At 41.5% G+C, this 25,495-nt stretch carries 19 protein-coding genes; 7 read left to right on the forward strand and 12 right to left on the reverse strand.

Features of this window, described 5'->3' with window-relative positions:
• Positions 1–148 precede the first annotated feature (148 nt).
• Entirely contained in the window at positions 149–3,289 is a 3,141-nt protein-coding gene (locus BMW98_RS05405) for a SusC/RagA family TonB-linked outer membrane protein (protein ID WP_090257494.1), read from the forward strand.
• A 5-nt stretch (positions 3,290–3,294) separates the two neighbouring features.
• Positions 3,295–4,713: a SusD/RagB family nutrient-binding outer membrane lipoprotein gene (locus BMW98_RS05410; protein ID WP_162844690.1), complete on the forward strand. Its 1,419-nt coding sequence runs from the start codon at positions 3,295–3,297 to the stop codon at positions 4,711–4,713.
• Between the two features lie 69 nt (positions 4,714–4,782).
• On the opposite strand, the gene BMW98_RS05415 is transcribed toward BMW98_RS05410, so the two are convergent.
• Positions 4,783–5,484, reverse strand: coding sequence for a hypothetical protein (locus BMW98_RS05415; RefSeq protein WP_090257496.1), 702 nt, complete (start codon positions 5,482–5,484; stop codon positions 4,783–4,785).
• A 523-nt stretch (positions 5,485–6,007) separates the two neighbouring features.
• On the opposite strand from BMW98_RS05415, the gene BMW98_RS05420 reads away from it, so the two are divergent.
• The 3 genes from BMW98_RS05420 to BMW98_RS05430 are packed head-to-tail and all read left to right on the forward strand — an operon-like array spanning position 6,008 to position 11,903.
• Positions 6,008–9,202, forward strand: a complete 3,195-nt coding sequence (locus BMW98_RS05420; protein WP_090257497.1) for a SusC/RagA family TonB-linked outer membrane protein — start codon at positions 6,008–6,010, stop codon at positions 9,200–9,202.
• A 28-nt stretch (positions 9,203–9,230) separates the two neighbouring features.
• Complete coding sequence (locus BMW98_RS05425) at positions 9,231–10,955, forward strand: SusD/RagB family nutrient-binding outer membrane lipoprotein (RefSeq protein ID WP_090257498.1); 1,725 nt, start codon at positions 9,231–9,233, stop codon at positions 10,953–10,955.
• Between the two features lie 24 nt (positions 10,956–10,979).
• Positions 10,980–11,903 (forward strand): hypothetical protein, encoded by a 924-nt coding sequence (locus BMW98_RS05430; protein ID WP_121505232.1) that lies wholly within the window; start codon positions 10,980–10,982, stop codon positions 11,901–11,903.
• A 76-nt stretch (positions 11,904–11,979) separates the two neighbouring features.
• Here the strand turns inward: BMW98_RS05430 and BMW98_RS05435 are convergent, their stop codons facing one another.
• The 5 genes from BMW98_RS05435 to BMW98_RS05455 form a co-directional block, all read right to left on the reverse strand.
• Positions 11,980–13,002: a tetratricopeptide repeat protein gene (locus BMW98_RS05435; protein WP_090257500.1), complete on the reverse strand. Its 1,023-nt coding sequence runs from the start codon at positions 13,000–13,002 to the stop codon at positions 11,980–11,982.
• 1 nt (position 13,003) lies between these two features.
• Positions 13,004–14,587, reverse strand: coding sequence for an amidohydrolase family protein (locus BMW98_RS05440; RefSeq protein WP_090257501.1), 1,584 nt, complete (start codon positions 14,585–14,587; stop codon positions 13,004–13,006).
• Positions 14,588–14,658: 71 nt separating this feature from the next.
• Positions 14,659–15,033, reverse strand: coding sequence for a hypothetical protein (locus BMW98_RS05445; protein WP_090257502.1), 375 nt, complete (start codon positions 15,031–15,033; stop codon positions 14,659–14,661).
• Between the two features lie 102 nt (positions 15,034–15,135).
• The gene (locus tag BMW98_RS05450) at positions 15,136–17,685 is read right to left on the reverse strand and encodes an ABC transporter permease (RefSeq protein WP_245733493.1); all 2,550 of its coding nucleotides are present in this window, start codon (positions 17,683–17,685) and stop codon (positions 15,136–15,138) included.
• Positions 17,682–18,380: an ABC transporter ATP-binding protein gene (locus BMW98_RS05455; RefSeq protein WP_090257503.1), complete on the reverse strand. Its 699-nt coding sequence runs from the start codon at positions 18,378–18,380 to the stop codon at positions 17,682–17,684. The genes BMW98_RS05450 and BMW98_RS05455 overlap by 4 nt, the downstream gene beginning before the upstream one ends.
• A gap of 67 nt (positions 18,381–18,447) precedes the next feature.
• Here BMW98_RS05455 and BMW98_RS05460 point away from each other — a divergent pair, with 67 nt between their 5' ends.
• Positions 18,448–19,089 carry an arylesterase gene (locus tag BMW98_RS05460; RefSeq protein WP_090257504.1) on the forward strand — a complete coding sequence of 214 codons (642 nt, stop codon included), beginning with the start codon at positions 18,448–18,450 and terminating at the stop codon, positions 19,087–19,089.
• On the opposite strand, the gene BMW98_RS05465 is transcribed toward BMW98_RS05460, so the two are convergent.
• The 3 genes from BMW98_RS05465 to BMW98_RS05475 are packed head-to-tail and all read right to left on the reverse strand — an operon-like array spanning position 19,086 to position 20,877.
• On the reverse strand, positions 19,086–19,844 hold the full coding sequence (locus BMW98_RS05465) for a carboxypeptidase-like regulatory domain-containing protein (protein ID WP_090257505.1): 759 nt from the start codon (positions 19,842–19,844) through the stop codon (positions 19,086–19,088). The two genes, BMW98_RS05460 and BMW98_RS05465, sit on opposite strands and share 4 nt — an antisense overlap.
• A 59-nt stretch (positions 19,845–19,903) precedes the next feature.
• Positions 19,904–20,290, reverse strand: coding sequence for a hypothetical protein (locus tag BMW98_RS05470; protein ID WP_090257506.1), 387 nt, complete (start codon positions 20,288–20,290; stop codon positions 19,904–19,906).
• A complete protein-coding gene (locus tag BMW98_RS05475) occupies positions 20,287–20,877 on the reverse strand; it encodes an RNA polymerase sigma factor (protein WP_090257507.1) in 591 nt (196 codons plus the stop codon). The genes BMW98_RS05470 and BMW98_RS05475 overlap by 4 nt, the downstream gene beginning before the upstream one ends.
• A gap of 151 nt (positions 20,878–21,028) precedes the next feature.
• On the opposite strand from BMW98_RS05475, the gene BMW98_RS05480 reads away from it, so the two are divergent.
• Entirely contained in the window at positions 21,029–21,391 is a 363-nt protein-coding gene (locus tag BMW98_RS05480) for a DUF6249 domain-containing protein (RefSeq protein WP_090257508.1), read from the forward strand.
• A 66-nt stretch (positions 21,392–21,457) separates the two neighbouring features.
• On the opposite strand, the gene BMW98_RS05485 is transcribed toward BMW98_RS05480, so the two are convergent.
• The 3 genes from BMW98_RS05485 to BMW98_RS05495 all read right to left on the reverse strand — a co-directional run bounded on the left by BMW98_RS05485 (position 21,458) and on the right by BMW98_RS05495 (position 25,470).
• Positions 21,458–22,993, reverse strand: coding sequence for a YifB family Mg chelatase-like AAA ATPase (locus tag BMW98_RS05485; protein WP_090258223.1), 1,536 nt, complete (start codon positions 22,991–22,993; stop codon positions 21,458–21,460).
• Complete coding sequence (gene lpcA, locus BMW98_RS05490; protein WP_090257509.1) at positions 22,983–23,570, reverse strand: D-sedoheptulose 7-phosphate isomerase; 588 nt, start codon at positions 23,568–23,570, stop codon at positions 22,983–22,985. The genes BMW98_RS05485 and lpcA overlap by 11 nt, the downstream gene beginning before the upstream one ends.
• A 67-nt stretch (positions 23,571–23,637) precedes the next feature.
• A complete protein-coding gene (locus tag BMW98_RS05495; RefSeq protein WP_090257510.1) occupies positions 23,638–25,470 on the reverse strand; it encodes an ABC transporter ATP-binding protein in 1,833 nt (610 codons plus the stop codon).
• Between the last annotated feature and the right edge of the window lie 25 nt (positions 25,471–25,495).

Genomic DNA, 25,495 nt, shown 5'->3' on the forward strand with positions numbered 1-25,495 from the left:
TTGCGAATATTATTATGTCGATACACTAATTGCACTTTTTTATTTCGTTTTCCGTTCGTGTAATAGATTTTTTATACTATTCATTTCTTATACATTTGAAGGTTCAACCGAGTAGTATTTTTTATTTATAACCTTTAAACTACTAACTATGAACAGAGTTTTGCTGACAGTTGTACTGTCAGTGCTTGTGGTTTTTGCACAGGCACAAGAACGAGCTGTCTCTGGTACAGTTACCGATGAAACGGGGCTGGGTTTACCAGGGGTGAACGTCCTTATCAAGGGAACAACACAAGGTGTTCCAACAAACGCAGATGGTACTTACAGGATTTCGGTGCCTGGGCCAGATGCGGTGCTAATTTTTCGATTCTTGGGTTATACCACTCAAGAGATTACTGTAGGTAGCCAGTCTACCATTAATGTAGAAATGCAGCCTGACATTGCCGATGCTGGTGAGGTTGTTGTAACTGCATTAGGTATTACAAGGGATAAGAGGTCTCTTGGTTATTCGGTGCAGGAGGTAAGTGGTGATGATGTGAACCGTGTTAAAACGGATAACATTGTTTCTTCTCTTTCTGGTAAAATTGCCGGTGTTCAGATTACCAATGGTTCTGGCCCGGGTTCTTCATCAAGAGTTGTTATTCGTGGTGTAAACTCAATTTCAGGTAACAACCAACCACTATTTGTGGTTGATGGTACGCCAATCGATAACTCCAACTTTAATGCTGGTGGTAATGGTGGTGGAGGTGTTGACTACGGTAATGCCGCTGCTGATATTAACCCAGATGATGTAGAGTCGGTAACTGTACTTAAAGGAGCCAGTGCTGCTGCACTTTATGGTTCGCGTGCTGCTAATGGTGTGATTCTTATTACTACCAAAAAAGGAACAAAGAGAAAGGGTATTGGTGTAACTTATTCTACCAGTGTTACTTTTAACGATCCTTTAATTCTACCAGAATACCAAAATGAGTACGGTGGTGGTTACAAGCAAACTTTCGATACTTACGAAGGCGAGCCTGTAGTGAACTACGCGGCTGATGAAAGCTGGGGACCAAGAATGGATGGCCAAATGGTAAGACAGTGGTACAGCTGGTACCCTGATGACCCAGACTTCGGTAAATTGACTCCTTTCGTTCCGCATGAGAACAACATCAGAGATTTTTACGAAACTGGTGTGACAACAAACAACAATGTTTCGCTTGCAGGCGGAAATGACGCAAGCCGTTACAGGTTGAGTATGACTAACTATACTTCTACAAGTGTAATTCCTGAAAACAAGTTGGCTAAGAATACTATCTCGTTAAATGCGAGTACTAATCTTACTGAAAAGTTTACAGCTTCAACCAACTTCAGTTATATCAACTTGAAGAATGATAACATTCCTGGTAATGGTTATGGTTCTGGAGCAGGTAACGTGGTGACAAGTTTTAACCAGTGGTTCCAGCGTCAGCTTGATATGGATAAGTTGAAAAACTACCAAACTGCAGATGGTGTTGATAGAACTTGGAACATCAAAAGCCCTACGGACTTAGATCCATTGTACTGGGAAAACCCATACTATGTATTGAATAACAGTACAAACGATATGGCTAGAGAAAGAGTGTTTGGTAATATCTCTTTGCGTTACCAAATTACTCCTGGTTTAAGTGTACAAGGTTGGGCAAGAACTGACTTTTATACTGATAGAAGAGAGCAGAGTATTGCCTCTGGTTCTATTCCTCAAGATGCATACAGCGAAAGTGTAAGACAATTTAGAGAGAACAACTACGAATTGCTTGTTCAGTATCAGAAAGTATTTGATAACGAATTGGACTTAAGTATTAACGCTGGTGCAAACTCAAGACAGAGTAAATACAATAGCAACGGTGCTTCAACTGTTGGTGGTTTGAACGTACCTAACTTCTTTAATATCAACGCATCTATTGATAGACCAAGCATTACTGACTATGAAAGTAACCAAGAGGTTAATTCAGTTTATGGTAGTGCAAGTTTGGGTTACAAAGGAACTTACTTCTTGGAAGCTTCTTTGAGAAATGACTGGTCTTCAACGCTTCCTGCAGATAACAATTCATTCTTGTATCCTTCAGTTACAGGTAGTGTTGTGCTTTCAGAGCTTATTAACTTAGATGTGCTGTCGTTTGCTAAAGTTAGAGGTAGCTGGTCTCAGGTTGGTAATGATACTAGCCCTTACCAACTTCAGCTTACTTTCGATGGTCAGAATAACTACGGTAGTTTCCCTGCTTATTCAACGCCAAACACTATTAACAACCCTAACTTGAAGCCTGAAACAATCACTTCTCAGGAGGTTGGTATTGAGTTTAGCCTTTTGGATTCAAGAGTTGGAGCAGATTTCACTTATTATCATGTTTCTGCTACAGACCAAATTTTGCCACTTGACATCGCTAGTACTACTGGTTACAACAGTACAATTGTAAATGCAGGTGAAATGGTTAACAAAGGTATCGAGGTTTCATTGAGAGGTACTCCTGTAAGATCTGAAAATGGCCTTACTTGGGATGTTAACTTTAACTGGGCAAGAAACAGAAACGAAGTTATCGAGCTTGCTGAAGGACAAACCAATTATCTAATTGCTAGCTGGGGTCCATCAATCAATGCGAAAATTGGTGAGCCTTACGGTACTTTCGTAACTGACGGATTTGTTTACAATGATAATGGAGACAAAGTTGTTACGGATGATGGCTACTTCGAAAGAGCAACTAACCAAACTTATGGTTCTTATTTGCCAAACTGGACTGGTGGTTTTACTAACTCGTTTAGCTACAAAGGATTTAACCTAAGTGCGCATATCGACTTCCAAGATGGAGGTACGCTTTACTCTGTATCTAACAGATATGGTACTTACTCAGGTATGTTCCAAACTACTGTAGGTACAAACGCTAAGGGCAACCCTATCCGTGACGATGTGTCTGCTGGAGGTGGTGTTTTAGCTGATGGTGTTAAGTCTGACGGTTCTCCAAACGATGTTTATGTTGATGCGCAAGAGTACTTTAAGCACTTGTCTTCAAGAAGAGAGTACTACTTGTACGATGCTTCTTTCATCAAGCTTAGAGAGGTAAGACTATCTTACTCTTTGCCTCAAAGCATGCTTTCTACTCTTCCATTAAATGGGGTTGATATAGCATTGATTGGTAGAAACTTGGCGATTCTTCATAAGAATGTGCCAAACGTAGACCCTGAAAGTGCATATGGTTCTGGTAATACTCAAGGTTTTGAGAATGGACAGCACCCAAGCACAAGATCAATCGGATTCAACTTAACCTTTAGATTCTAATGAACATGAAACATATAAAATACATACTTGTATTATTCTTATTTGTGGGTTGTACAGGCGATTTTGAAGAGCTGAATACTAACCCGAATGATCCGGTATCGGTACCAACAGCGTATTTAATGACAAGTGCGCAGAGATCGGCTATTTATAGCTTCAATACTACCGGCATGTTGTACGCTCAACACTGGGCGGAAACACAGTACACAAGTACTTCGACATACGAGACAGAAGAAGCAAGCTTTAATGGTTACTATACTGGAGCGCTTGCCGATTTGCAGACAATTATTAACCTGAATACAAATGAAGCTACAAAGGGAGCTGCTGCAGCTTCTGGTTCTAACGATAACCAGATTGCCGTTGCTCGAATTATCAAAGTGTGGCTTTTTCAGGAAATAACTGATATCTGGGGTGAGATTCCTTACTCTGAAGCATTGGCTGGTGTAGATAACATTACACCTGCTTATGATACGCAAGAGTCTATTTATACTAGCCTAGTAAATGAACTTGAAGAGGCTGCCGCACAAATTGATGTGAATGCAGCTGGTATGGAAGGCGATATCATTTATGGAGGCGATATGGCTAAATGGAGAAAGTTTGCTAACTCATTAAGAGTGCGTGTAGGTATGAGAATGTCTGAAGTGGCTCCTGCTGTTGCTGAGTCTGTGGTTTCGTCTGCACTTGGTGCTGATGTGTTTGCAGATAATTCTGATAATGCACTTTACGCTTACTTGTCTGATGCTGCCAACGATAACCCTTACTATCAGCACTTCTTAACAAGAACAGATTATGCTGTAAGTGATGTATTGGTTGATTTTATGAAGCAACGCAATGACCCGAGATTGCCTGTTTATGCAAATACAACAGGTGACAATACTACTGATGAGATTGTTGGTATGCCTTATGGTGTTTCTGAAGCAATTGCGGGTAGTGTTACCAATGCCTCAATTTCTTTCCCTGGTGATTTTGTAAGATCTGCCACTTCGGCTGGTGTAATTATGACGCATTCAGAATTACTTTTCTTACAAGCTGAGGCGATTGCAAGAGGTTGGGTAGCTGGTGATGCAGCTGCTACTTATAACGAAGCAATTCTATCGAGCATGGAGTACTTTGGTGTTGATGCTGCAGATGCTGCTGCCTATTTAACTGAGGCTGCCGTTGTTTATGATGCGGCGAATTACAGACAGTTAATCGGAGAGCAAAAGTGGTTAGCGCTTTATACCAATGGTATGGAATCTTGGAGTGAGTGGAGAAGATTGGATTACCCAACTTTGATGCCTGCGCCAAATGCTCAAGAGGGAAGAGAAATCCCAAGAAGAAGAGCTTATACTTCGAGAGAATATAACTTGAATGAAGCTAACATCAATGCTGCTGTTGATAGACAAGGAGCAGATGTAATGTCAACTAGAGTTTGGTGGGATAACTAATCCTGTCGGAAATTGAATAAATAAAAAAGGAGGTCTTTGACCTCCTTTTTTATTTTTAAGCCAAGTCTTTTAGAGTGAGGCTAAAAAGCTAAGTACTTCTTCATGGTCTTTCCAAGATACGTCTTGCGTTTTCTGTATATGTGTTTTTAATGCGTTAAAAGCTGTCGAGTTCAGAATCGTCATATACCCTTTTCGGCTGTTTTTGAATTTTTCGAATGCTCCGTTTTTTATTTCAAAAAGCTTTACGATTGCGTTCCAATCATTGCTTATGTTTCCTGGTCTTGCAAACTCATCTTTTGGGTTGAAAGATTTCTGAATCACTTTTGCAAGTTTTTGATCATTTGATAAGGTAAACTCTTCATATAGCACTTTGTCTACATTTTTAATATCGAGTTTGTTGCCATCAGTGATTTTAAAAACTCGTGTTTGGCCCGCTTCCTCAAAGGAAAATGAAGCAATTTTGTCCATAGGTATTTCGTAAACAGCTCTAGTTTTGGGGTCTGCTAATAGCATAAGGTTTTCTGCAGAGTTGTAATTGCATCTCACATTGTCATAACTCTCTTTGTTTTCCAGGATTACCTTGCCAACCGGCCAATTGTTAAATAGCAAGGGTGTTCCGTATGTAGGTACGGTTTCGTCCAAGTTGTCTTCCGTCCAAAGGCTGCCTAGTCCAGTGAATTCGTTAGATAATGCCCTTCTTAAATTGTGTTGTGCGATTAGATTGTAGCTACTAAAAAGTAACAGTAGCATTAGGGGTTTGAATAGTTTCATGATTCAAAAATGTTATTTCGATTGTAAATAAACTCAAATGTTTTGTCATAGTAATTTCGCCATTTTCTAGTGTCTTCACAAGTCCTTAATAGGAGGGGGCAATTGATTTTTTAATAAACTCAACCGAGGTCTGTTTAAGAGGTTTGTTCCATATTTACTTTGTTCATTGTTCGGTCTTTTTGTGTTTTGTATGGGGTTGAAGGATTGGTGTGTTATATAATTTTGGCTCAGAGGTGCTTTGGGAGTTTTTATTGTGTTTGTTAACAAATCTTAACAAAAGTTTATTCTGCGCAACCGTTTGTTAAATTAATGTTAAAAGAACTGTTGGTTGATAATTGGGTTTTAGGTTTGTTAATATTTTGAATAATAGGGATTTTATTTCAAAAAATTTTGCTCAATTATAAAAAGACAAACATTCAAAAATCTTACAGTTTATTTTCATTGGTCTGATTTTCTTTTAGATTTGGTAGTTCAACCGAGTTATTTTTTACAAATAATTTAATTATTACTAAAACTACTTACTATGAAGAGAGTATTACTGACTACTTTAATGTCAGTGCTTGTGTGCGTATTAACGCAGGCACAAGAGCGTACTATCTCCGGTACAGTCACCGATGAAACGGGGCTGGGTTTGCCCGGGGTAAACGTATTGCTCAAGGGTACTGTTCAGGGTGTTCCTACGAATGCCGATGGTACCTACCGCATCTCCGTACCAGGGGATGACGCAGTTTTGGTCTACCGATTTTTGGGTTATACCACCCAAGAAATCACGGTAGGGAGCCAAACGACAATCAATGTTCAAATGCAGCCAGATGTTACTGATGCCGGAGAGGTTGTGGTAACTGCACTTGGTGTAACTCAAGAGAAGGCCTCTCTTGGTTATGGTGTGGCCTCATTGGACAAAGGCCAGTTACAGGCTAAAACTCAGAAGGATGTTGCCAAGCTTTTAAGAGGTAAGGCAACTGGTGTTGACATTACACAAACTTCTGGCATGGCTGGTTCTGGTACTAACGTGATTATTAGAGGTTACTCTTCTATCACGGGATCTAACCAACCACTATTCGTTGTAGATGGTGTTCCGTTCAACTCAGACACCAATAATGATGGTAGCTTCGCTGGTGGTGGTGGTGCCGCTTCATCTCGTTTCTTGGATTTAGATCCACAGAGTATCGAGAATGTTTCTATTCTTAAAGGACTTTCAGCTACCGTACTTTATGGTGAGGCTGGTAGAAATGGTGTAATCTTAATTACTACTAAGAATGGTAATGCCGGTGCTGATGCTAGCAAAGGTTTCGAGGTTTCTGTATCTCAACAAGTATCTGCTACAAAAGTTGCTAACCTTCCTGATTATCAGAATGTTTATGGTAATGGTTTTGGTGGTGACTTTGGATGGTTCTTCTCTACTTGGGGGCCTTCTTTTGATACTCAAGGTAGTAATGGTATTGCTGCTGATGGTACAATTGCTCACCCTTATGACCAGGCACAGTACAATGATGATTTTCCTGAGTTTATTGGTCAGCGTTACGACTACAGAGCATATGAAGGGGTTGAAGATTTCTTTGCAGACCCTGCAATGACATACAATACCTCTCTTTCTATTGCTAAAAGCTTGGGTAAAGGGTCGTCTATAAGTGCTACTTACTCTTATCTTGATGATGGTGGATTTACTCCTGCCTTGGATGAGATGAGGGGTGGTGGAAAATCTAACTATCAGAGAAAAAGCAACTTTGGTTTAGGTATCAAAACCGAATTAGAAAATGGACTTAAAGTTCAGGGTACCTTTAACTATGTTGATTCTGAAATTAGAAGACCATTGACTAACCCTGCTTTTGGTGGTGCTGGTACCGGTTTATTCGCGGCTGTATTGTTTACACCAAGATCTATTGACTTGGGTAACCTACCTTACCAATCTCCAATTGACGGTTCTAACGTTTACTACAGACGTGGTTCAACCATTGAGAACCCTTATTGGAACTTGAATAATAAAACTGATATGGAGAATCTTCAGCGTTTCTTCGGTAATATTCAGTTGTCTTATGACTTAACAGATTGGTTGACTGCTACCTATAGATTCTCTTTGGATAACTATACGCAGATTAACGAAAGAACTGTAAATAAAGGCTCTGGTTCTGGCGACAATGACGGTTATTACAATACTTCTTCTAGAACATCTGTATGGAAGGACCATGTAGCTAACTTGGCATTCAATCAAAGGTTTAACGATGATTGGTCACTGAACGGTTTGGTAGGTTTTAACTACAGAGAAACCACATTGACTTCAACTTCTACTAATAGCCAGCAGCAATTGGTTTATGGGCTATTTGCTCACGACAAGTTTGTGGCGTCAACTGCTAGTAGTGGCGAGAGAAATGTTTATAACATGGGAGCTTACGTAACAGCTTCACTAGGTTACAGAGATTTCCTTTATGCCTCTTTCCAAGGTAGAAATGACTGGACTTCAACGTTAGAAAAAGATAACAGAACGATTTTCTATCCTTCGGCTAGTGTATCTTTCTTGCCAGTTGAGGCAATTCCAGCACTTCAGAATAGCAATGTGTTAGACTTTGCAAAAATTCGTCTAGGTTATGGTACTTCAGCAGGTTATCCTAGTCCTTATAATACAAGAAGTGTATTGAATGCTTCAACAAATGTGTTTGTTGGTCCTGAAGGAACAGTACTAAATACCAACGCAGTTTCTAACTTCTTGGGTAACCCTAACTTGAAGCCTGAAACTCACAAAGAGTGGGAGTTAGGTATTGAGGCGCAATTCTTAAATAACCGAGTTGGAATTGACGTTTCTTTGTACAATAAAACTTCAGAGGATTTGATCATTAACCTTCCTCTAGATCCTTCAACTGGTTACACTAGTACATCTACAAACGGTGCTACAGTAACTAACAAAGGTATTGAGGCAGCGTTGAACTTGACTCCTGTAAGAGGCGAAATAGAGTGGAATTTGACTTTGAATTACACTAGAAACAGACCTGTTGTTGATGAGATTTTGGTAGATGGACTTACTGAAATTGGTATCGCGGGTTACAGTAACCTTGGTAACTATGCTATCGAAGGTGAACCTTATGGCGTAATGAGAGGTACTGACTTTAACAGAAATGATGATGGAGAGCTGATTGTGAACAATCAAGGTTCTTATACAGCAAATTCTGAAATCGTAACTATTGGTAACCCTAACCCTGATTTCCAAACAAACTGGATTAACACAGTTACTTGGAAAGGTATTTCATTCGGATTCCAATGGTCTTATACTCACGGTGGCGACATCTACTCTACTACTGTAGGTTCAATGATGGCTCGTGGAAATACTGTTGATACAGGCCAAAACAGATTCCAGCCAATTATTCTTAATGGTGTGAAGTCTGATGGTACTCCAAACGACATTCAAACTTATATGGGTGATGTGTTCTTCGATGCTTATTTCGGAGCCAATAGCGGATCTGTATTCGATGCTTCCGTTGTGAGATTAAGAGAGGTTTCAGTGTCTTATGCACTTCCTGCTTCTTTATTGAGCAAGACTCCGTTTGGTAGCGCAGGTATCTCTATTTCTGGTGAGAACTTGTTCTTTAAGGCTCCTAACTTCCCAGAGGGTATGAATTTTGACCCTGAAGTATTGAGTTTAGGTGTTGGTAATGGTAGAGGTTTCGACTTCCGTACTGCTCCAACGGCTAAGAGATGGGGTATGTCTATCAATCTAACTTTTTAAGTAGTAGGAAATCTAAAAAGAATTGAAAATGAAGATTTACAATAAATTGATAGTGTTGGTGATGTTCGCTTTGTGCATCTCAGCATGTGATGAATTAGATGAGAACCTACAGAACCCTACTCAGGTAACCCCTGAAGGGGCATCTTTAGATGATGTTTATAATAGTGTTCAACTAACGATGAGAAGTATTGCTGGCAATATGTGGTACTGGCCAGCTTCGCTTTCTAGAATGACTGCAAACACTAGTGCTTACCAATATATTGATGCTTCAAATGCGAGCTCTTTTAATGGTGTATGGAGTAATGTTTATGCGGGTTTATGGGCTGATATTGAGGTGGTTCAAAATCTTGCTGAGCCAATTGGGTTAGATATCCATGTGGGGTCTACAAAAATCATGAAAGCTTACTCTATGATGCTTTTGGTTGATGTGTTTGGAGATGTTCCGTACACTGAAGCTTTGCAAGGCACAAATGTGATTGCTCCTAATGCAGATTCTGGTGCTGATATCTATACAGCTGCCATTGCTATGCTTGACGAGGCAATTACTGACCTTACTGGTACCAATGCAGCTTCACCTGCTTATGACAACTTCTATGGTGGTGATGCAGATGACTGGATTAAGCTAGCTAATACTTTAAAGTTGAGAGCAGCTGTTACAACTAGATTGGTTAATGCAAGTGCTGCTGCAGAGGTAAATGCAGCAATTACTGCTGGAGTTATAGAGGATGAGTCTGAAGATTGGGAGTTTTCTTATGGTACTAGCCGAGTGAACCCGAATTCTCGTCACCCTAACTATAATAACTCTTATGAGACTTCAGATGGAGCTTATATGTCTAACTATTATATGTGGAAGCTTAGAGCTGATAAGGAAGATGGTGGAGGAAATCCATTTGTTGACCCTAGACTTAGGTATTATTTCTATCGTCAAACAGAGGATGCAAGCGCACTTGATCAAAACGTTTACTCTTGTCACTTCTCAAATTTACCAGATCAGGCATCGAAGCCAGATTGGTATGATGATGTTGACCCTAGATTACCTTATTGTGTGGCTTACCCTGGTGATGGTTACCTTGGTAGAGATCACTTGAATAACGAAGGTATTCCGCCTGATGGTAACCTAAGAACTATTTATGGATTGTATCCTTTCGGTGGTCAGTTCGATGATAGTACGTTTGAAGATCAGCAACAACAAGGTACTACAGGTGCTCTTGGGCAAGGTATTTGGCCAATGATGTTGTCTACTTATGTAGACTTCTTAAGAGCTGAAGCTGCATTGACATTGGGTACTTCAGATAACCCAAGAACTATGCTTGAGTCTGGAATGAGAAAGTCATTTGAAAAGGTTATCGGCTTTGAATCAAGAGATCCAGGGACTTTCTCTAGATCAGTTGAAATTAGAGGTGGTGGTACTGGTACTGTAAAAGAACTTTATGGTGCAGATCAGGATGATGTTGACGATTATGTTGACTACGTACTTGATGCTTACGATAATGCTGCTAATGATACTGAGCGACTTGATATTATTATGAATGAATATTATATCGCGCTTTGGGGTAATGGTATCGAGTCTTATAACATGTATAGAAGAACTGGCATGCCTAGTAATATGGCACCTGCATTAGAGCAAGGCCCAGGTGAATTTATGAGATCGTTCTTCTTGCCATCAGATCACGTGACTAGAAACCCTAATGCTTCTCAGAAGTCAATTACGGATCAAGTGTTCTGGGATAATGGAAGTGCAACTGTTTACTAAGTCTAACTATTTGAACAGAAAATGATGAAAAACAAGAATATATTAATAGTGATGTTGGGGCTTATAGTTGGAGTGTTCGGTTGTGCCGATCCTGACTTGGCGCCAATACTAACATTTGATGATGCTAAAAAGGCAGGATATGTTAAGCTTATTGAGGAAAGTGATAAGCTTGTGAATGTGCTGGACGAGCAATCGGCTAGAGCTTCTACTTATACTTACTCTGTTGAGTTTGTTGATCAACAAAATGGTCAACGAGTAGAAGAGTACTATGTTAACCTAGTATACGAACCAGTTTCGGGCAGCGATCAAACAGTAGATAAACTTATTAGCTTTACTCAGGCTGATTTTGTTGATGGTCCGAATGGTTTGAGAGCTAAGGAAAACATAAGTGTTACTGGTGATCAGATTATGAATGCCCTTGGTTTGAGTTTTGCTGACCTTTCTCCTGGAGATAACTTTGTTTTTAAAGGTTATTTAACTTTTGAAGGTGATGGTGCTGTTTATGGTGCAGATAATGCTTCTGCTGCTGTTAATGGTTCGGCATTTGCAGGGCACTTCGACTTTACCCTGCCGGCTGCATGTCCCTCTGACTTAACTGGTAGCTATGATTATGATGGTAGCTTATTCTGGTGTAACGCTGGATCGGGTAGTGGTCAAGTTGACATTGTAGCACAAGGTGGTGGTGTTTATCATTTCTCAGATTGGTCGTTTGGGGCTTATACATCATGCTATGGAGGTATTGATAATAGTACTAGCCTAACGTTTACTGATGTTTGTACGGAAGTTTCGTTTACTGGTACGGTTGATAAATACGGTGATACTTGGAACTTTACTTCAACCATAGTAGGAAATGACTGGACAATTATCTGGGATAATACCTATGGTGAGTCGGGAAGTGCAGTAATCCATTATACTGGTGGGGCTAACTGGCCAATTACTTTGAATTAATAGTTAGAAATTAGATAGAGAAAAGAGGCCGCTTTTAGCGGCCTTTTTTTATGCTTTACAAAAATCTACTTAGCCATCATTCCAGCCGCTTCATATCTGCCTCGGCAGCAATGTAGCCAAAGGCTGCCCAGCTTGTGCCTGATAGCACTTGAGTAAGTATTTCTTTGGCTTTAGCTATATTTCCATTATAGAGGTGCCAATTGGCTACACCATAGCCTTGGGTTGCCAAGCTAAGCGCAACATCTTCATTGTTAGTTTTAAAGAGCTCTTCCACTGGTAACTCACCCTTATACATCAAAAGCCTTTTGTAATAGCTGTCATTTTCAATTATTTCAGTTCTGTACCCAAGCACCTTATCTAGCATAATGGCGTTGGCGATTTCTGTAAGTTCTTTTGCCGTTTCAAGTACTTTTGTCTCAGTAAGAATATTCGTTAAGAGCTTTGCGGCCTCTTCATCTTTATTTTGTCTTTTTAGAGTCATGTACAGCCAATCTGTTGTGGCTACAAAGAGGTCGAGGTTGTCGCAGTAGTTTGCGAGTAATTCTTCATAAATAGGCTCAGCTTTTGCAAACTCTCCCTTTAGATAATGTGCTAATCCATAGTGATATAAAACGTTGAATTGCGTATTGGAAAGTGGAATGTTTGGTTTGTTAGGTGCGCCATCTGGTTCAGTTTCCAAAACACCTTTTGGCATTAACTCATACGCCTTTTCAAAATCAGCAATGGCTTTGTCGAACTGCCGCAAGCTTATGTATCGATGCCCACGGTGGCGGTATAGTTTGTAAGAATTTGGGTACTGTTTAAGGCCTTCAGAAAATACCTCTATGGCTTTTTGATAATCTGATAGGTAAGCATACCTACGCCCTAACCAGATTGTGCTCATTTCCGAAGGATTCGCCTCGAACTTGGCTTTGGCTTCGTTTAGACTGGCTGTTAAGGCATCTACCTGTGCTGTCGTTCGATTGGGTATATTCAATGAATCGCCCAAAAGTGATAGACCCTGAAAGTCTTTTAGCTCGTATGTTTGCTCCTTTTTGTCACAGGCTGTGGCAATAAGCAGGGCTGATAACATTAAGCCACTTATAAAGTGCTTTTTCATATTACTTGGTTGTCATTTTAAAACTCATGCCATTTTTCTTTTCGTCAACCATTCGCTTTACATCTTCCAATAGCTTTTTGGCATCATAAACAATTCCATCCTTCACAGTGTATTTTACCCCGCCAACTCGGGCAATTTCATTGTTGTCGTTCAGTTTTAGGGTACCCGTTCCATAGAGTGTTTTTAGGTTTTGCAGTGGGTTTTCTTCTAGAATCACAAAGTCTGCGTACTTACCAACTTCCACAGTACCGAGCATGTCATCAGCTCCCAAGGCTTCGGCTCCATTTAGGGTAGCACTCATAATAACTTCTAGCGGATGAAAACCTGCTTCTCTTAAAAGCTCCAGTTCCCTTATAAAGCCAAAGCCATATAGTTGAAAGATAAAGCCGGAATCTGACCCTGCAGTAACGCGTCCTCCTCTGTTTTTATATTCGTTTATAAAGGTCATCCACAAGCGATAGTTTTCCTTCCAGGCCACCTCCTCTTCAGTGCCCCAGTAAAACCAGTAAGAGCCGTGTGATCTTCTTGACGGTTTATAGAAATCCCACAAAGAGGGGAGGGTGTAAGTTTGGTGCCATTCGGCAGAATACGCTCTCATTAAATCCCTATTTGCATCGTAAATGTTAAAGGTTGGGTCTAGCGTAAAGTCAAGCTCCAATAGTTCGTTCATTACCTTGTTCCAGTGCCCAGAATATGGTTTAGCAGCTTGTTTCCACAACCTGCCTGCTTCGCCAAAACGGTCTTGTTCGTTGCGGTAGTTGTAGTCTAGCGAATAGTTTTGAACTTTTCGATCTGTAAAAAGTGCTTCAGGTAAACCATACCAATGCTCCATACTGGTTAGGCCAGCTCTTGCAGAGTTAAGCACATTCCATCGGGTTACGTCCATTTGGGCATGATGCATAGCCGAACGAAGGCCAAGCCTTTTGTTTTCTTCCAATGCCGCTTGCATAATGTCGGGTGCGGCACCGAAGAATTTAATACCATCGGCACCATTGGCCGCATTTTGCTGTACCCACTTTCTGGCTAATTCTGGAGAGGAAATGGGCTCTTTGGCGCCCTGTCCAAACCCGGTATACGCAAAAATTCTAGGCGCTGTAATAGTGTTTTTGTTACTCTTCTCCTTGTGTTTTAAAACCCACTCTAAACCATTGCCGGCCGAAGGGTCGCGTATGGTGGTAATGCCATGGGCCAGCCATAATTTGAAAACATACTCTGAAGGGGTGCCTTGGGCGCGTCCGCCAATATGACCGTGCATATCTATAAATCCGGGCAATAAATACATGCCCTCAAGGTCGTATTCTTTATCTCCCGGTCTGGCTTTGGGCCTGTCTTGTTCACGAATTGGTAGGCCAGGGTAGCCTACATTGTAAATGCCTTTGATTATGTTTTGCTCTACAATAATGTCTACGGGGCCGGTTGGTGGAGCTCCATTGCCATTAATGAGTGTTACCCCGCGAATAATGAGTCTTTCGAATGGGCCTTCACCTTCACTGCGCTCGGGAGCATCTTCAATTTGAGCAAAAGAGAAGCTAGTGATTAATAGAAACAGTAAGCCAAATAAGGATCTGATTGTAAGCTTGTTCATAAAAATAAAGGTTGACGAATTAAAAGATATTCAATTCGTCAACCTTTAACAATATAAACTATAACAGTGGCTTAGCTGTCTCCGGTTTTCTTTATTCTGGTCAGGTTAAGATCGAAACTCTGACCCGACTGACTCCACTTACCAATGAATTTTCCGTCCTTTAAGGTTCCTTCATAAGTACCTTGAATTTGATTCATTGTCATTTTAATGGTGTTGTCTTTAAAAGTTGCTTCATCCATTTTTAAGCCAAAAGCATTCTGGTCTGGGCTATCCATGGTGGCAGAAAGTTCTCCGTCTTTATTCATTACATGGAAAACAATTTTAAGCGATTGCCCTCCAGGTAGTGCTAATGTTCCTTCCCAGTTACCTGCTGCTTTGTTGAGATCCTGCGGAGTATTAAAAGGTGAAAGGAATACGCTGAGTAATAAAATACACAAAGTCTTCATAAGTTTTTGATTTGTTATCTGTTGTAATTTTACTCGTTCATTCTTAGTAGGTTGAATTTACTGAGTGAGTGGTTCATAACACAAATAATCGTTTTAATATCCTTATTGTATTTCGTTGCGAAGTACCTCTAGCGGTGGTTTGCTTAAAATGCCACGGCTATTGAGTAAGCCAATAACAACGGTAAGCGAAGTAATACTCACGAAAACGACCACCATGGGAAGAGGGTTAGGAATAAATGTGCTATCGAAAGAGTAAAACGCCAAGCCCCAACTGCCCGCCAACGCCAGCAATATGCCCGAGAGAGAAGCTAAGCTTCCTAAGAAAAAGTACTCCAGTGAATTTATGGTTAGAATCTGTTTTTTACTTCCGCCCATGGTTCTTAAAAGTACACTCTCTTTAATGCGCTGAAACTTGGAGAGAATAACAGAAGAAACCAGTACCAATAGCCCCGTAAGAATGCTGAAAAGTGCCATAAACCGAATCACAAACGCGATTTTATCGAGAATGTCATCTACGGTGTTTAGGATCAAGCCAATGTCAATTACTGAAACGCTCGGGTATTGCTTTACCACATCTCGCTGAAAAAGCGCTCCAACTTCTGTTGAAGGAACACGCGTAATTAATACATGAAATTGTGGTGCCGGCTCTAGGGTATTTGAAGGGAAGAGTGCCAAAAAGTTGGTTTGAACCCGCTCCCAATCTATTTCTCTGGTGCTCCCAAGGTATGTAGTAATCGGAACGCCCTGAACATCCCACACCAACTTATCGCCTAGCGCTATGTTGTTTCGGGTGGCATAATCCTCTTCAAGGCTCACAAAAATACTGTCGTTGGGAGTGTTAACTTTTCTCAGTTCGCCTTGAACCACCTTTTCCGATTCAATGAGCGTATCGCGATAAGTTACGCGCCATTCTCTGCGGAATATTCCTCCTCTACGCTCAATGGTCGTGTCGGCTAGAATCTGCTCGTAAGTAGTATCATTTACCGATTTTAGGCGCATAGTCACAATGGGTACTTCTTGCAGAACTGGTAGGTCATAGCTTTTAGCCAGTTCTGCAATGCCGTCTTTCTGATAAGTCTGCATATCGAAAACCATCATGTTAGGCCTGTTTTCATCGGTGGTAATTTCCACTTGGCTTATTAGCATTCCTTGTATAAAGTAGAGTGTAGTGATGAGTGCAGTACCTAGTCCGATAGAGGCGATAAGTACTAATGTTTGGTTATTCGGCCTATAAAGGTTGGCTAAGCTTTGGCGCCAAACATAGCTCCACGATGATGGAAACAGCTTTTTTACCAGCCACATAAAGAACTTCGCCACAAGTCCTAAAAAACCAAATGCTACAAGTATGGCAAAGGTAAAAACGATGCTGTCCTGCAGGTCTTTCATTTGTACGAAAGCAAAACCGATAATAAAGACAGCTATGCCTGCGTACACCAACCAGCGCAGTGGATCCCGTGTGTTGCTTGTGCTTTCAACGCCTCGAATGGAGATTAGCGGAGAGGCTTTCCTTACGGCAATTAAGGGACTTAATGCGAAAAGAACAGAAATGAAAAGCCCTGTAACTATACCTCCGATAATTGAAGGCCAGGACAGGCTGAGTGTAACTTCTACCAGTAAAAAGTCTGCGAAAACTTTTGGTAACACACTTTGAATAAGTGTGCCAGCAAAAGCTCCTAAAATAGATCCAATAAGGCCTACTACGGCAATTTGAATCAAGAAGACTTGAAAAGCATCGCGGCCTTTTGCGCCCATACAACGCAGAATTGCTACGGTTTTCACCTTTTCCTTCATGTAAATATGCACGGCACTGGCCACACCAACGCAGCCAAGCAGCAGCGCCACAAAGGCTACCAGGTTTAGGAAGTTGGCAAGGTTCTGAAATGTTTCGCCAGTTTCTTCCTTGCGCTCTTCTATGGTCTCAACGCGAATTTCAGAAAGCCTTAATGTGTCTTCATCTGCTTCTACTTGAGCCTCAAAATCAAAGTCTTCAGGTAAGTCGTTAAACTTGTAAAACCTACGGTAATAAACGCGACTGCCTCTTTGCACAAGCCCCGTTTCGTTGAGGTATTTCATCGGAATATAGACTGCCGGTGCTACCAAAGTGGCTGCAAAAGACTGAGATGGCGAACTAATCAATGAGCCTTCTACCTTAAAAGTTACTTGCCCTACTTTAATCGAGTCTCCTAATTCAATGCCATACTGAATCATTACGCTCTGGTCTACAAGCGCTTTGGCTTGGCCGTCACGGAAGGTGCTTTCTGCTTCAATCGGTTCGGTTTCAATTGTACCGTAATAAGGGAATTCACCCGCAAGTGCCCTTACATCTACCAGCCTGCTTTCCTGCGTTTTTGGAAAGTAAACCATTGAAGCGAAGCTGTTCTCGTATGAAATTTCGTAGTCGAGCGTATCTACAAAGGCATAATTAAAAGTGGAATCGTTGCTTCCTAGTTCTAGGTCTGCACCAAGCAGTTCTTTTGCTTGGTTGTTGATATCGTTTTTTAGGTTGTCGCTAAAAGAGTTGATGGCAACTAAAGCGGCAATACCTATAACAATGGACGAAATGAAGAGGAATAATCTCGCTTTGCTTTTGCGGGCATCGCGCCATGCCATTAGCCAATACCATTTCCACGAAGGTTTTGCTGCTTTACTCATTCAGTGGCCGGGCTATTGGTTAAAGAGTCGTCTAGAATTACTCCGCCTTTCAGTCGCACAATCCTATCCGTTTTGGCAGCCAATTCCATGTCGTGGGTTACCATTACCAAAGTGGTGCCCTCTTCCTTGTTTAACTGGAAAATGAGGTCCTCAATTTTCTGAGAAGTTTCTTCGTCTAAATTTCCTGTTGGTTCATCAGCAAAGAGAATTTTTGGCCTGTTGGAAAAGGCACGAGCAATGGAAATGCGTTGTTGCTCACCGCCCGAAAGTTGGGTAGGGTAGTGGTCGTGGCGTTTGGCCAAGCCTACTCTGTCTAGCAATTCCATGGCGTATTTTTGAATCCCCTTTTCGCCTCTTAACTCCATGGGCACCATCACATTTTCTAGCGCGGTAAGCGTTGGTAGCAACTGAAAATTCTGAAAAACAAACCCAACATGCTGGTTGCGAACAGCTGCTCGCTCATCTTCATTCAGCTTGCTTAGCGATACGCCATTGAGCAGCACATTGCCAGAAGAGGCCCTGTCTAGGCCAGCACAAAGCCCTAGTAGGGTGGTTTTTCCACTACCAGAAGAGCCCACTATGCTAAATTTATCGCCAGCTTTTATGCTAAAATTAATATCGGAAAGAACGGTAAGTGCGCGTGCACCGCTGTTATATGTTTTGGTTAGCTGGCTAACCTCTAAAATATGATCCATGTTTTGGGTTATTCGGATATATGGTTGACGAACGATTCTTTATTAAGTTCGTTTATATTTCAGTTAAATGAATTTTAAGCAAGAAATGTTTCGAACCCTCACGTCCGTATTGGTCTCAATTACTTTAATCAGTAGTATACTCACCAAAACCCAGAATGAAAAGCAAACAATTGTGTTCTTTGGCGATAGTATTACAGCTGGTTATGGTATTGCTACCGAAAATGCTTTTCCGGCTCTAATCGATCAAAAATTACAGTCCGAAGGGCTTAATTATACTGCCGTAAATGCTGGTTTGAGTGGTGAAACCAGTATGGGAGGACTCAACCGTATCGACTGGGTCTTAAGGTCGAAGCCAGCCATTTTGATGTTGGAGTTGGGCGGAAATGATGGCTTGCGCGGCCTAAGTTTGGAAGAAACGGAAAAGAATCTGAAAGCAATTATTGACAAGGTGCGTGCCGCTAATGCTGATACCAAGATAATATTGGCAGGGATGCAAATTCCACCAAATTTGGGGCAAGATTATACCACGCAGTTCAAGAACCTTTTTCCAAAAGTAGCCGAAGATAAAGGCGTGGCCTTTATACCTTTTCTGCTTGAAAATGTGGGAGGAGATAAAAATTTAAATCTTTCGGATGGCATTCACCCAAATGAGGAAGGCCATAAAATTGTTGTCGAAACGGTTTGGGAAGCGCTAAAGCCTTTGCTCTAACGAATGAGAAAAGCCTTGTACCGATCGAGTATTTTCATGGTAAGCTCGTATTCGGAAGCGTAGAGAATTTCGGCATCTCTAAAATCGCAAAAGTCCATAAACTCATCAATTACCCGGTCGTCAATTCGGGTTACTCGTTTTACAAGCTTTTTGTTGAATTTGGCATCTATTTTTGCTTTTCGCTCTTTCTCAAACTCGCTTGCTTCTTCTAGCTTTTTTAGCCGTTGTTGCTGCTTGTGTTTTTTGTCGAAAACGTTTAGCAGCCCAGCAATGCTAACACCAGCAGTTCCATCTGTATTGGGTATAAATTGTGTTTTGCTCCAGTCAGTTGGATTAACCGTATTTAAGTAAGGGTTCTCAACTTGTAGCGTGTCCCATTTTTTCTTTTTTAGGTAGAAATTATCCGTCATATGGAATACCACCACAGAGTCGAGCACGTACGCTTTTGAGTCCATAAAAAATGTGATTCGATTTTCTTCTTTGGCGAAATCTTCAGTGAGTATTAGGTGGTAATCGTTATACCCAATCGAAGTGATTTTAACCACATCGCCTACTTGCGCCTCAAACTCAAACTCGCCTATATGGTTAGAGGCCAAGCCCTTTTTACGGGTTGTAATTACAATGCTGGCAAAGGTTATTGGATCGCCCGTTTCTGAGTCGACAACGCGGCCTTTTAATTCAAAAGGGGTGCCTTCTTGCGAAAAAAGCGTACCGACCGATAAGAGCAATATGGATATGAAAAGAAACCGCTGCATGCCATTTATTCACCTAAAGTTGAGGATAATGGCAAGCACAAAGAAGCGATTAACCGAATTTAACGATGCTTATGGTTGTATTGCTCCAAAAAACGGTTGAAAATAATGGCCATCCAAATGGCGCCAACCACCAAAAAGGTAAAGAAGAAGTAGGTGGAATTGGTTAGGAAATCCAAGTTAATACTTACAGAGGGCCATTGAATGTTTTTTTGCGTTTGCTCGCCAAAATCGAGGTTGAGCCCGCCAAAAACTAAATATGCGGCTGGCAATAAAGCGAAAACGCCAAGTACAAGTTTGAGCCAAAGCGGTGTTTTTAGTCGCTTGGCTTGTTCGTACGCGGCTACTTTGTTCAGTACGCTTTTATTAAAACGCAATGATGGTTCCTCCAGGCCTTCTTCCTGCAGAAGCCGCTTTAATTCTTTGTCTGACAATTCGAACTTACTCATAACAACGATTTTACTTCATCGTCTAACAACTGTTCCAACGCGCCAAGTAGGCGTTTGCGTGCTCTGTGCAATCTAACTTTTACGTTAGACATTTCCCAGCCCGTAATTTCTGATATTTCGGCTAATGAATTTTCGTTAAGGTAAAACAAAGTAATGGCCACTTGGTCGTCTTCCAATAGTCGGTCTAGCGCTTGCTGTATGTAGTTGCTACGCTCTACACGCTGCAGGCGCTGCCACTCTTTCCCCGACTCTGAAAATGCCCCCGAGTTTTCAATCAGTTCATTGCTTATGTCTGTCGTTTCCAGCTTTCTCTTGCGCATTTGCGTAAGTGCGGTGTGATAAACAATGGTATAAAGCCAAGTGGAGAACTTTGATTTCCCTTCAAACTGACCAATGTTTTTATAGGCCTTAACAAAGGCGTCTTGTGTGGCTTCTTCAGCGTCTTCTCGATTTTTTAATAACCGTAAAGAAAGCGTGAAAGCCATCGCTTTGTACTCGTCAATCAGGGCATTGAACGCTACCATATCGCCTTGTTTTACCTTAGCGATAATTAACTCCATAGCGTAAGATTCATTGTGCCCTTTCATTTGTTTTGGGGTTAGACTACAGTACTTTTAATGAGGTTACACTTAAAACTCGAAACTTATGGAGCTAAATCAAAATGAATATTTTTAGGCTAGCGTGTAACCTTAACTCGAAGACTGACATCAAAGCCATTGAACACAAAATCGAATTGTTATGCACGAAGGAACCGCATTCGCTTTATTCTTTACCAGCCTGGTGGCGGGTACAGTAGGGTTAATTTATTATACGATACATACACGACACAAAGAGAAAATAATGCTGATTGAAAAAGGCGCTGATGCCAAGCTTTTTCAGACAGAACCAAAAAAGAGAAATTACTTTTTTACTATTCTAATTGGTACAGTGTTTATCTGTATTTCTTTGGGAATTGTACTAGGCTTTTTAGTACAAGATTCCTTGTATTCAGGAGGCATGATTAACCGTGGAAATCCAATGCCTTACTTTGTGTGTGTATTCCTAATGGTTGGAATAGGCTTTGTTTCCACTTTTTTCCTAAACAAAAAACTGAATCAATAATAGCATTGATAGATTTGGATGTAAGGCCCTTATGGAAACGTAAGGGCTTTTCTATGTTCAATTGGTTCAGCTAGCCCAGCCTTCTCTGTCTAAGCTGCGGTATTGAATGGCTTCGGCAAGGTGTTCTATGCCTATGTTTTCTTTGCCGTCTAGGTCGGCAATGGTGCGGCTCACTTTCAAAATACGGTCGTAGGCTCTGGCAGAAAGTCCCAAACGCTCCATAGCAGTTTTGAGTAGCGTTTTACCTGCCTCGTTAATCTGGCAAACCTCTTTTACCATTTGGCTGCCCATCATACTGTTGGAGTGGATCTCCATTTCTTTAAAGCGTTCTTGCTGAATTGTTCTTGCAGTAATTACACGTTTACGAATTTGTTCGCTGCTTTCAGCTTTACGATTTTGTGTCATCTCATCGAACGAAACGGGCGTAACTTCTACATGCAAATCAATCCTGTCGAGCAGTGGGCCACTCACCTTGTTAAGGTAGCGCTGTACTTGTCCTGCTCCGCAAACACATTCTTTTTCGGGGTGATTGTAATAGCCGCAAGGGCAGGGATTCATGCTGGCGATGAGCATGAAATTGGCAGGAAAGTCTACGGAAATCTTCGCTCGGCTAATGGTTACTTTACGCTCTTCCAATGGTTGGCGCATTACTTCCAGCACAGTTCTTTTAAATTCGGGAAGTTCGTCTAAAAACAGCACACCATTGTGCGAAAGCGAAATTTCACCCGGTTGTGGTACACCGCCACCGCCAACCAAAGCTACATCAGAAATGGTGTGGTGAGGGCTACGAAAAGGCCTGCGGGTAATTAGCTGGGCGTTGCCTCCTAATTTGCCGGCCACTGAATGAATCTTGGTGGTTTCGAGCGCCTCGTGAAGGTCTAATGGAGGTAAAATCGATGGTAGCCTTTTGGCCAGCATGGTTTTACCTGCTCCCGGTGGACCAATCATAATTACATTGTGCCCACCGGCAGCGGCAATTTCCAGCGCTCTTTTTATGTTTTCTTGCCCTTGAACATTCGAAAAATCGGCCTCGTAATCGTTTAGCTGATTGTAAAAATGCTCTCGGGTGTCGTATGCCAATGGTTCTATTTCGCGCTTTCCATCCAAAAACTCAATGGCTTCAATCAGGTTGTCTACCCCAATTACATCCAAGTTGTTTACAATGGCAGCTTCATTGGCATTTTCCGAAGGAAGAATAAATCCTTTGAAACCCTGTTTTCTGGCCTCAATAGCAATAGGAAGCGCCCCTTTGATTGGCCGTAAGTTGCCGTCTAGCGCGAGCTCGCCCATAATCACGTACTTTTCCATATCGGGAGCAGTAATTTGCCCCGATGACTTGAGTACGCCTAATGCAATGGGTAAATCGTAAGAAGAACCTTCTTTACGAATGTCGGCAGGAGCCATGTTTACCACCACTTTTTTACGCGGCATTCGGTATTCAAAATATTTGAAAACCGACTCTATGCGATGTTCCGATTCCTTAACGGCCCCATCTGGTAAGCCGGAAAGGTAGAATTTGGTGCCATCAACAATATTTACCTCGATGGTGATAACCTGGGCATTTACGCCAAATACTGCACTTCCATATCCTTTAGAGAGTATCAACAGTGTGTTTTTCTATCAATTGAATGAGTATGTGTATTACTTTAATATGTATTTCCTGAATTCTATCGGCATAGCCATAGTGCGGTACACGAATTTCTAAATCGGCCAATTCGCGTAGGTCTCCACCGTTTTTACCCGTAAGTGCCACAATTTTCATTTTCTTTTGCTTGGCCATTTCGGCTGCGCGAAGCACGTTTTTCGAGTTTCCGCTGGTGCTAATGGCAAGTAGTACATCGCCCTCTTTTCCTAAGCCTTCAATGTATCTTGAAAAGATGAAGTCGTAGCCAAAGTCGTTCGAAACGCATGAAATATGGCTTACATCAGAAATTGCGATAGCGGGTAGGGCTTTGCGATCTTCTCGGTACCGGCCGGTTAGTTCTTCGGCAAAGTGCATGGCATCGCAGTGTGAGCCACCGTTACCACATGAAAATATCTTCCCTCCATCTTTAATGGCATTGGCCATTAATACAGCAGTTTTTTCAATTTGGGCAATATTTGCATCATTGCTCAAAAACTGATCGAGCACCTTTGCGGCTTCATTTAGCTCGTCAAGAATCAACTGTTTAGCGTCCATTAGGTGTTTGTTATTAATTGAATAAAACAATTATTGAGTTTGAAGACAATAAAAATCTTCGATTAGTCTAAATAGATTGCATTGTGATTAACCTATGGTACATGCCTTGTTGTGCCATAAGCGTGTCGTGATTGCCGCTTTCTACAACTCTTCCTTTGTCCATAACCAGAATTGTATCAGCATGCTGAATTGTGCTCAATCTGTGGGCTATCACGATTGAGGTGCGGCTTTTCATAAGGTTTGTCAGTGCTTGTTGCACTAACTTTTCCGATTCGGTATCGAGGGCCGAGGTGGCTTCGTCTAGTATCAGAATCGGAGGGTTTTTCATTACGGCACGGGCAATGCTTAAGCGTTGCCTTTGACCACCAGAAAGTTTACCGCCACGGTCGCCAATATTCGTTTCGTAACCTTTTTCTAGCTCCATTATAAAGTCGTGGGCATTGGCAATTTTTGCTGCCTGCTCAATCTCGGCTTGGCTTGCATTTGGCATAGCAAAGGCGATGTTCTTGGCAACGGTATCGTTGAAAAGAATCGATTCTTGGGTTACAATCCCCATTAAGCCACGGAGTGAATTAATGTCGATGTTGCGGATATCAACACCGTCAATTTGAATGCTGCCTTCTGTTGGGTCGTAGAATCGAGGGACCAAATCTGCCAAAGTCGATTTTCCAGCACCAGAAGACCCCACGAGTGCAATGGTTTTGCCTTTTTCAACGGTAAGGTTAATGCCTTGAAGTACGTATTCCTTCTCATAGCGAAACCCTACATTTTCAAAGACCAAAGCATTTTCAAAATCGTGTTTTTGGGTGGCCTGCTCGATGTTATTGATCTTAGGTTGCTCGTCAATCAGTTTGAAAATACGGGTTGCTGAAGCCATGCCACGCTGAATACTGCTAATAGACTGCGAAATACTTTTTGCTGGGTTAAGAATTTGACTGAATACAATAATGTATGCCATCAAACCTTCTGGGTCAAGGTTAGTATCTTCGCTTAGCACCAAATTTCCACCGTAAACTAATAGTGTAGCTACCACAATAATGCCCAAGAACTGAGAAACCGGAGATGCCAGTTCATTCTTTCGCGCCATGGATTTGTTAATGCGCTTGTAGGTTTGGGTTTCCTTATCGAATAATTCGTTTATGTAGCCTTTTGCGTTGAAGGCTTTGATAACGCGCATGCCGCCAAAAACCTCGTCCATCAGGTTTACAATTCTACCTAACGATTCTTGGCTCATAATTGCTTTTTTCTTTAATCGCTTTACAATTTCAGAAATTACAAAGCCCATGATTGGGAAGAAGACCAAAGTGAAAAGCGTAAGCTTTACCGAGGTTGAAAACAAGTAGGCCAGGTAAACAATAATTGTGGCTGGTTCGCGGAAAAACACTTTTAATGAGCTTACGAGTGTGTTTTCTATTTCTTGCACATCATTGGTCATGCGCGACATGATGTCTCCTTTTCTTTCGCCAGAGAAAAAACCAAGGTGCAGGCCTGTGGTGTTTAGAAAAACTTTTGCTCGAATTTTCTGAATTACATCGGCTTTTAAGTAGCCCATGGTAACATTCGATAGGTAGGTGAAAAGGTTGGAAAGCAAGGCCGAAGCACCAATTACCAAGCTTACATAAATCAGCATGCTTTGCTTGCCGTATTGTGCTTTTACATCTAAAAGCTTTTCGAAGAAAACGCTCTTAATGGAGTCAATATTAAGGCCTGTTCTCGGGGCGTTGGCAATTTCGGTGAGCTGCTCTGTTGTTTTGGTTTCGAAAATAACAGAGAAGAGCGGCTCCAGTAACGCCAAGTTCATTAAGCCAAAAATGATGGCTAAAAAAGCAAAAACTATGTACTGCGGAAAATACCTGTGATAGGGTTTCGCAAAGGAAATAATACGACCGTAGGTGCTCATATTTTAAATAAGAGGCGGCAAGTTA

Origin of the sequence: Roseivirga pacifica (assembly GCF_900111145.1) — a bacterium.
Classification (GTDB): domain Bacteria; phylum Bacteroidota; class Bacteroidia; order Cytophagales; family Cyclobacteriaceae; genus Roseivirga; species Roseivirga pacifica.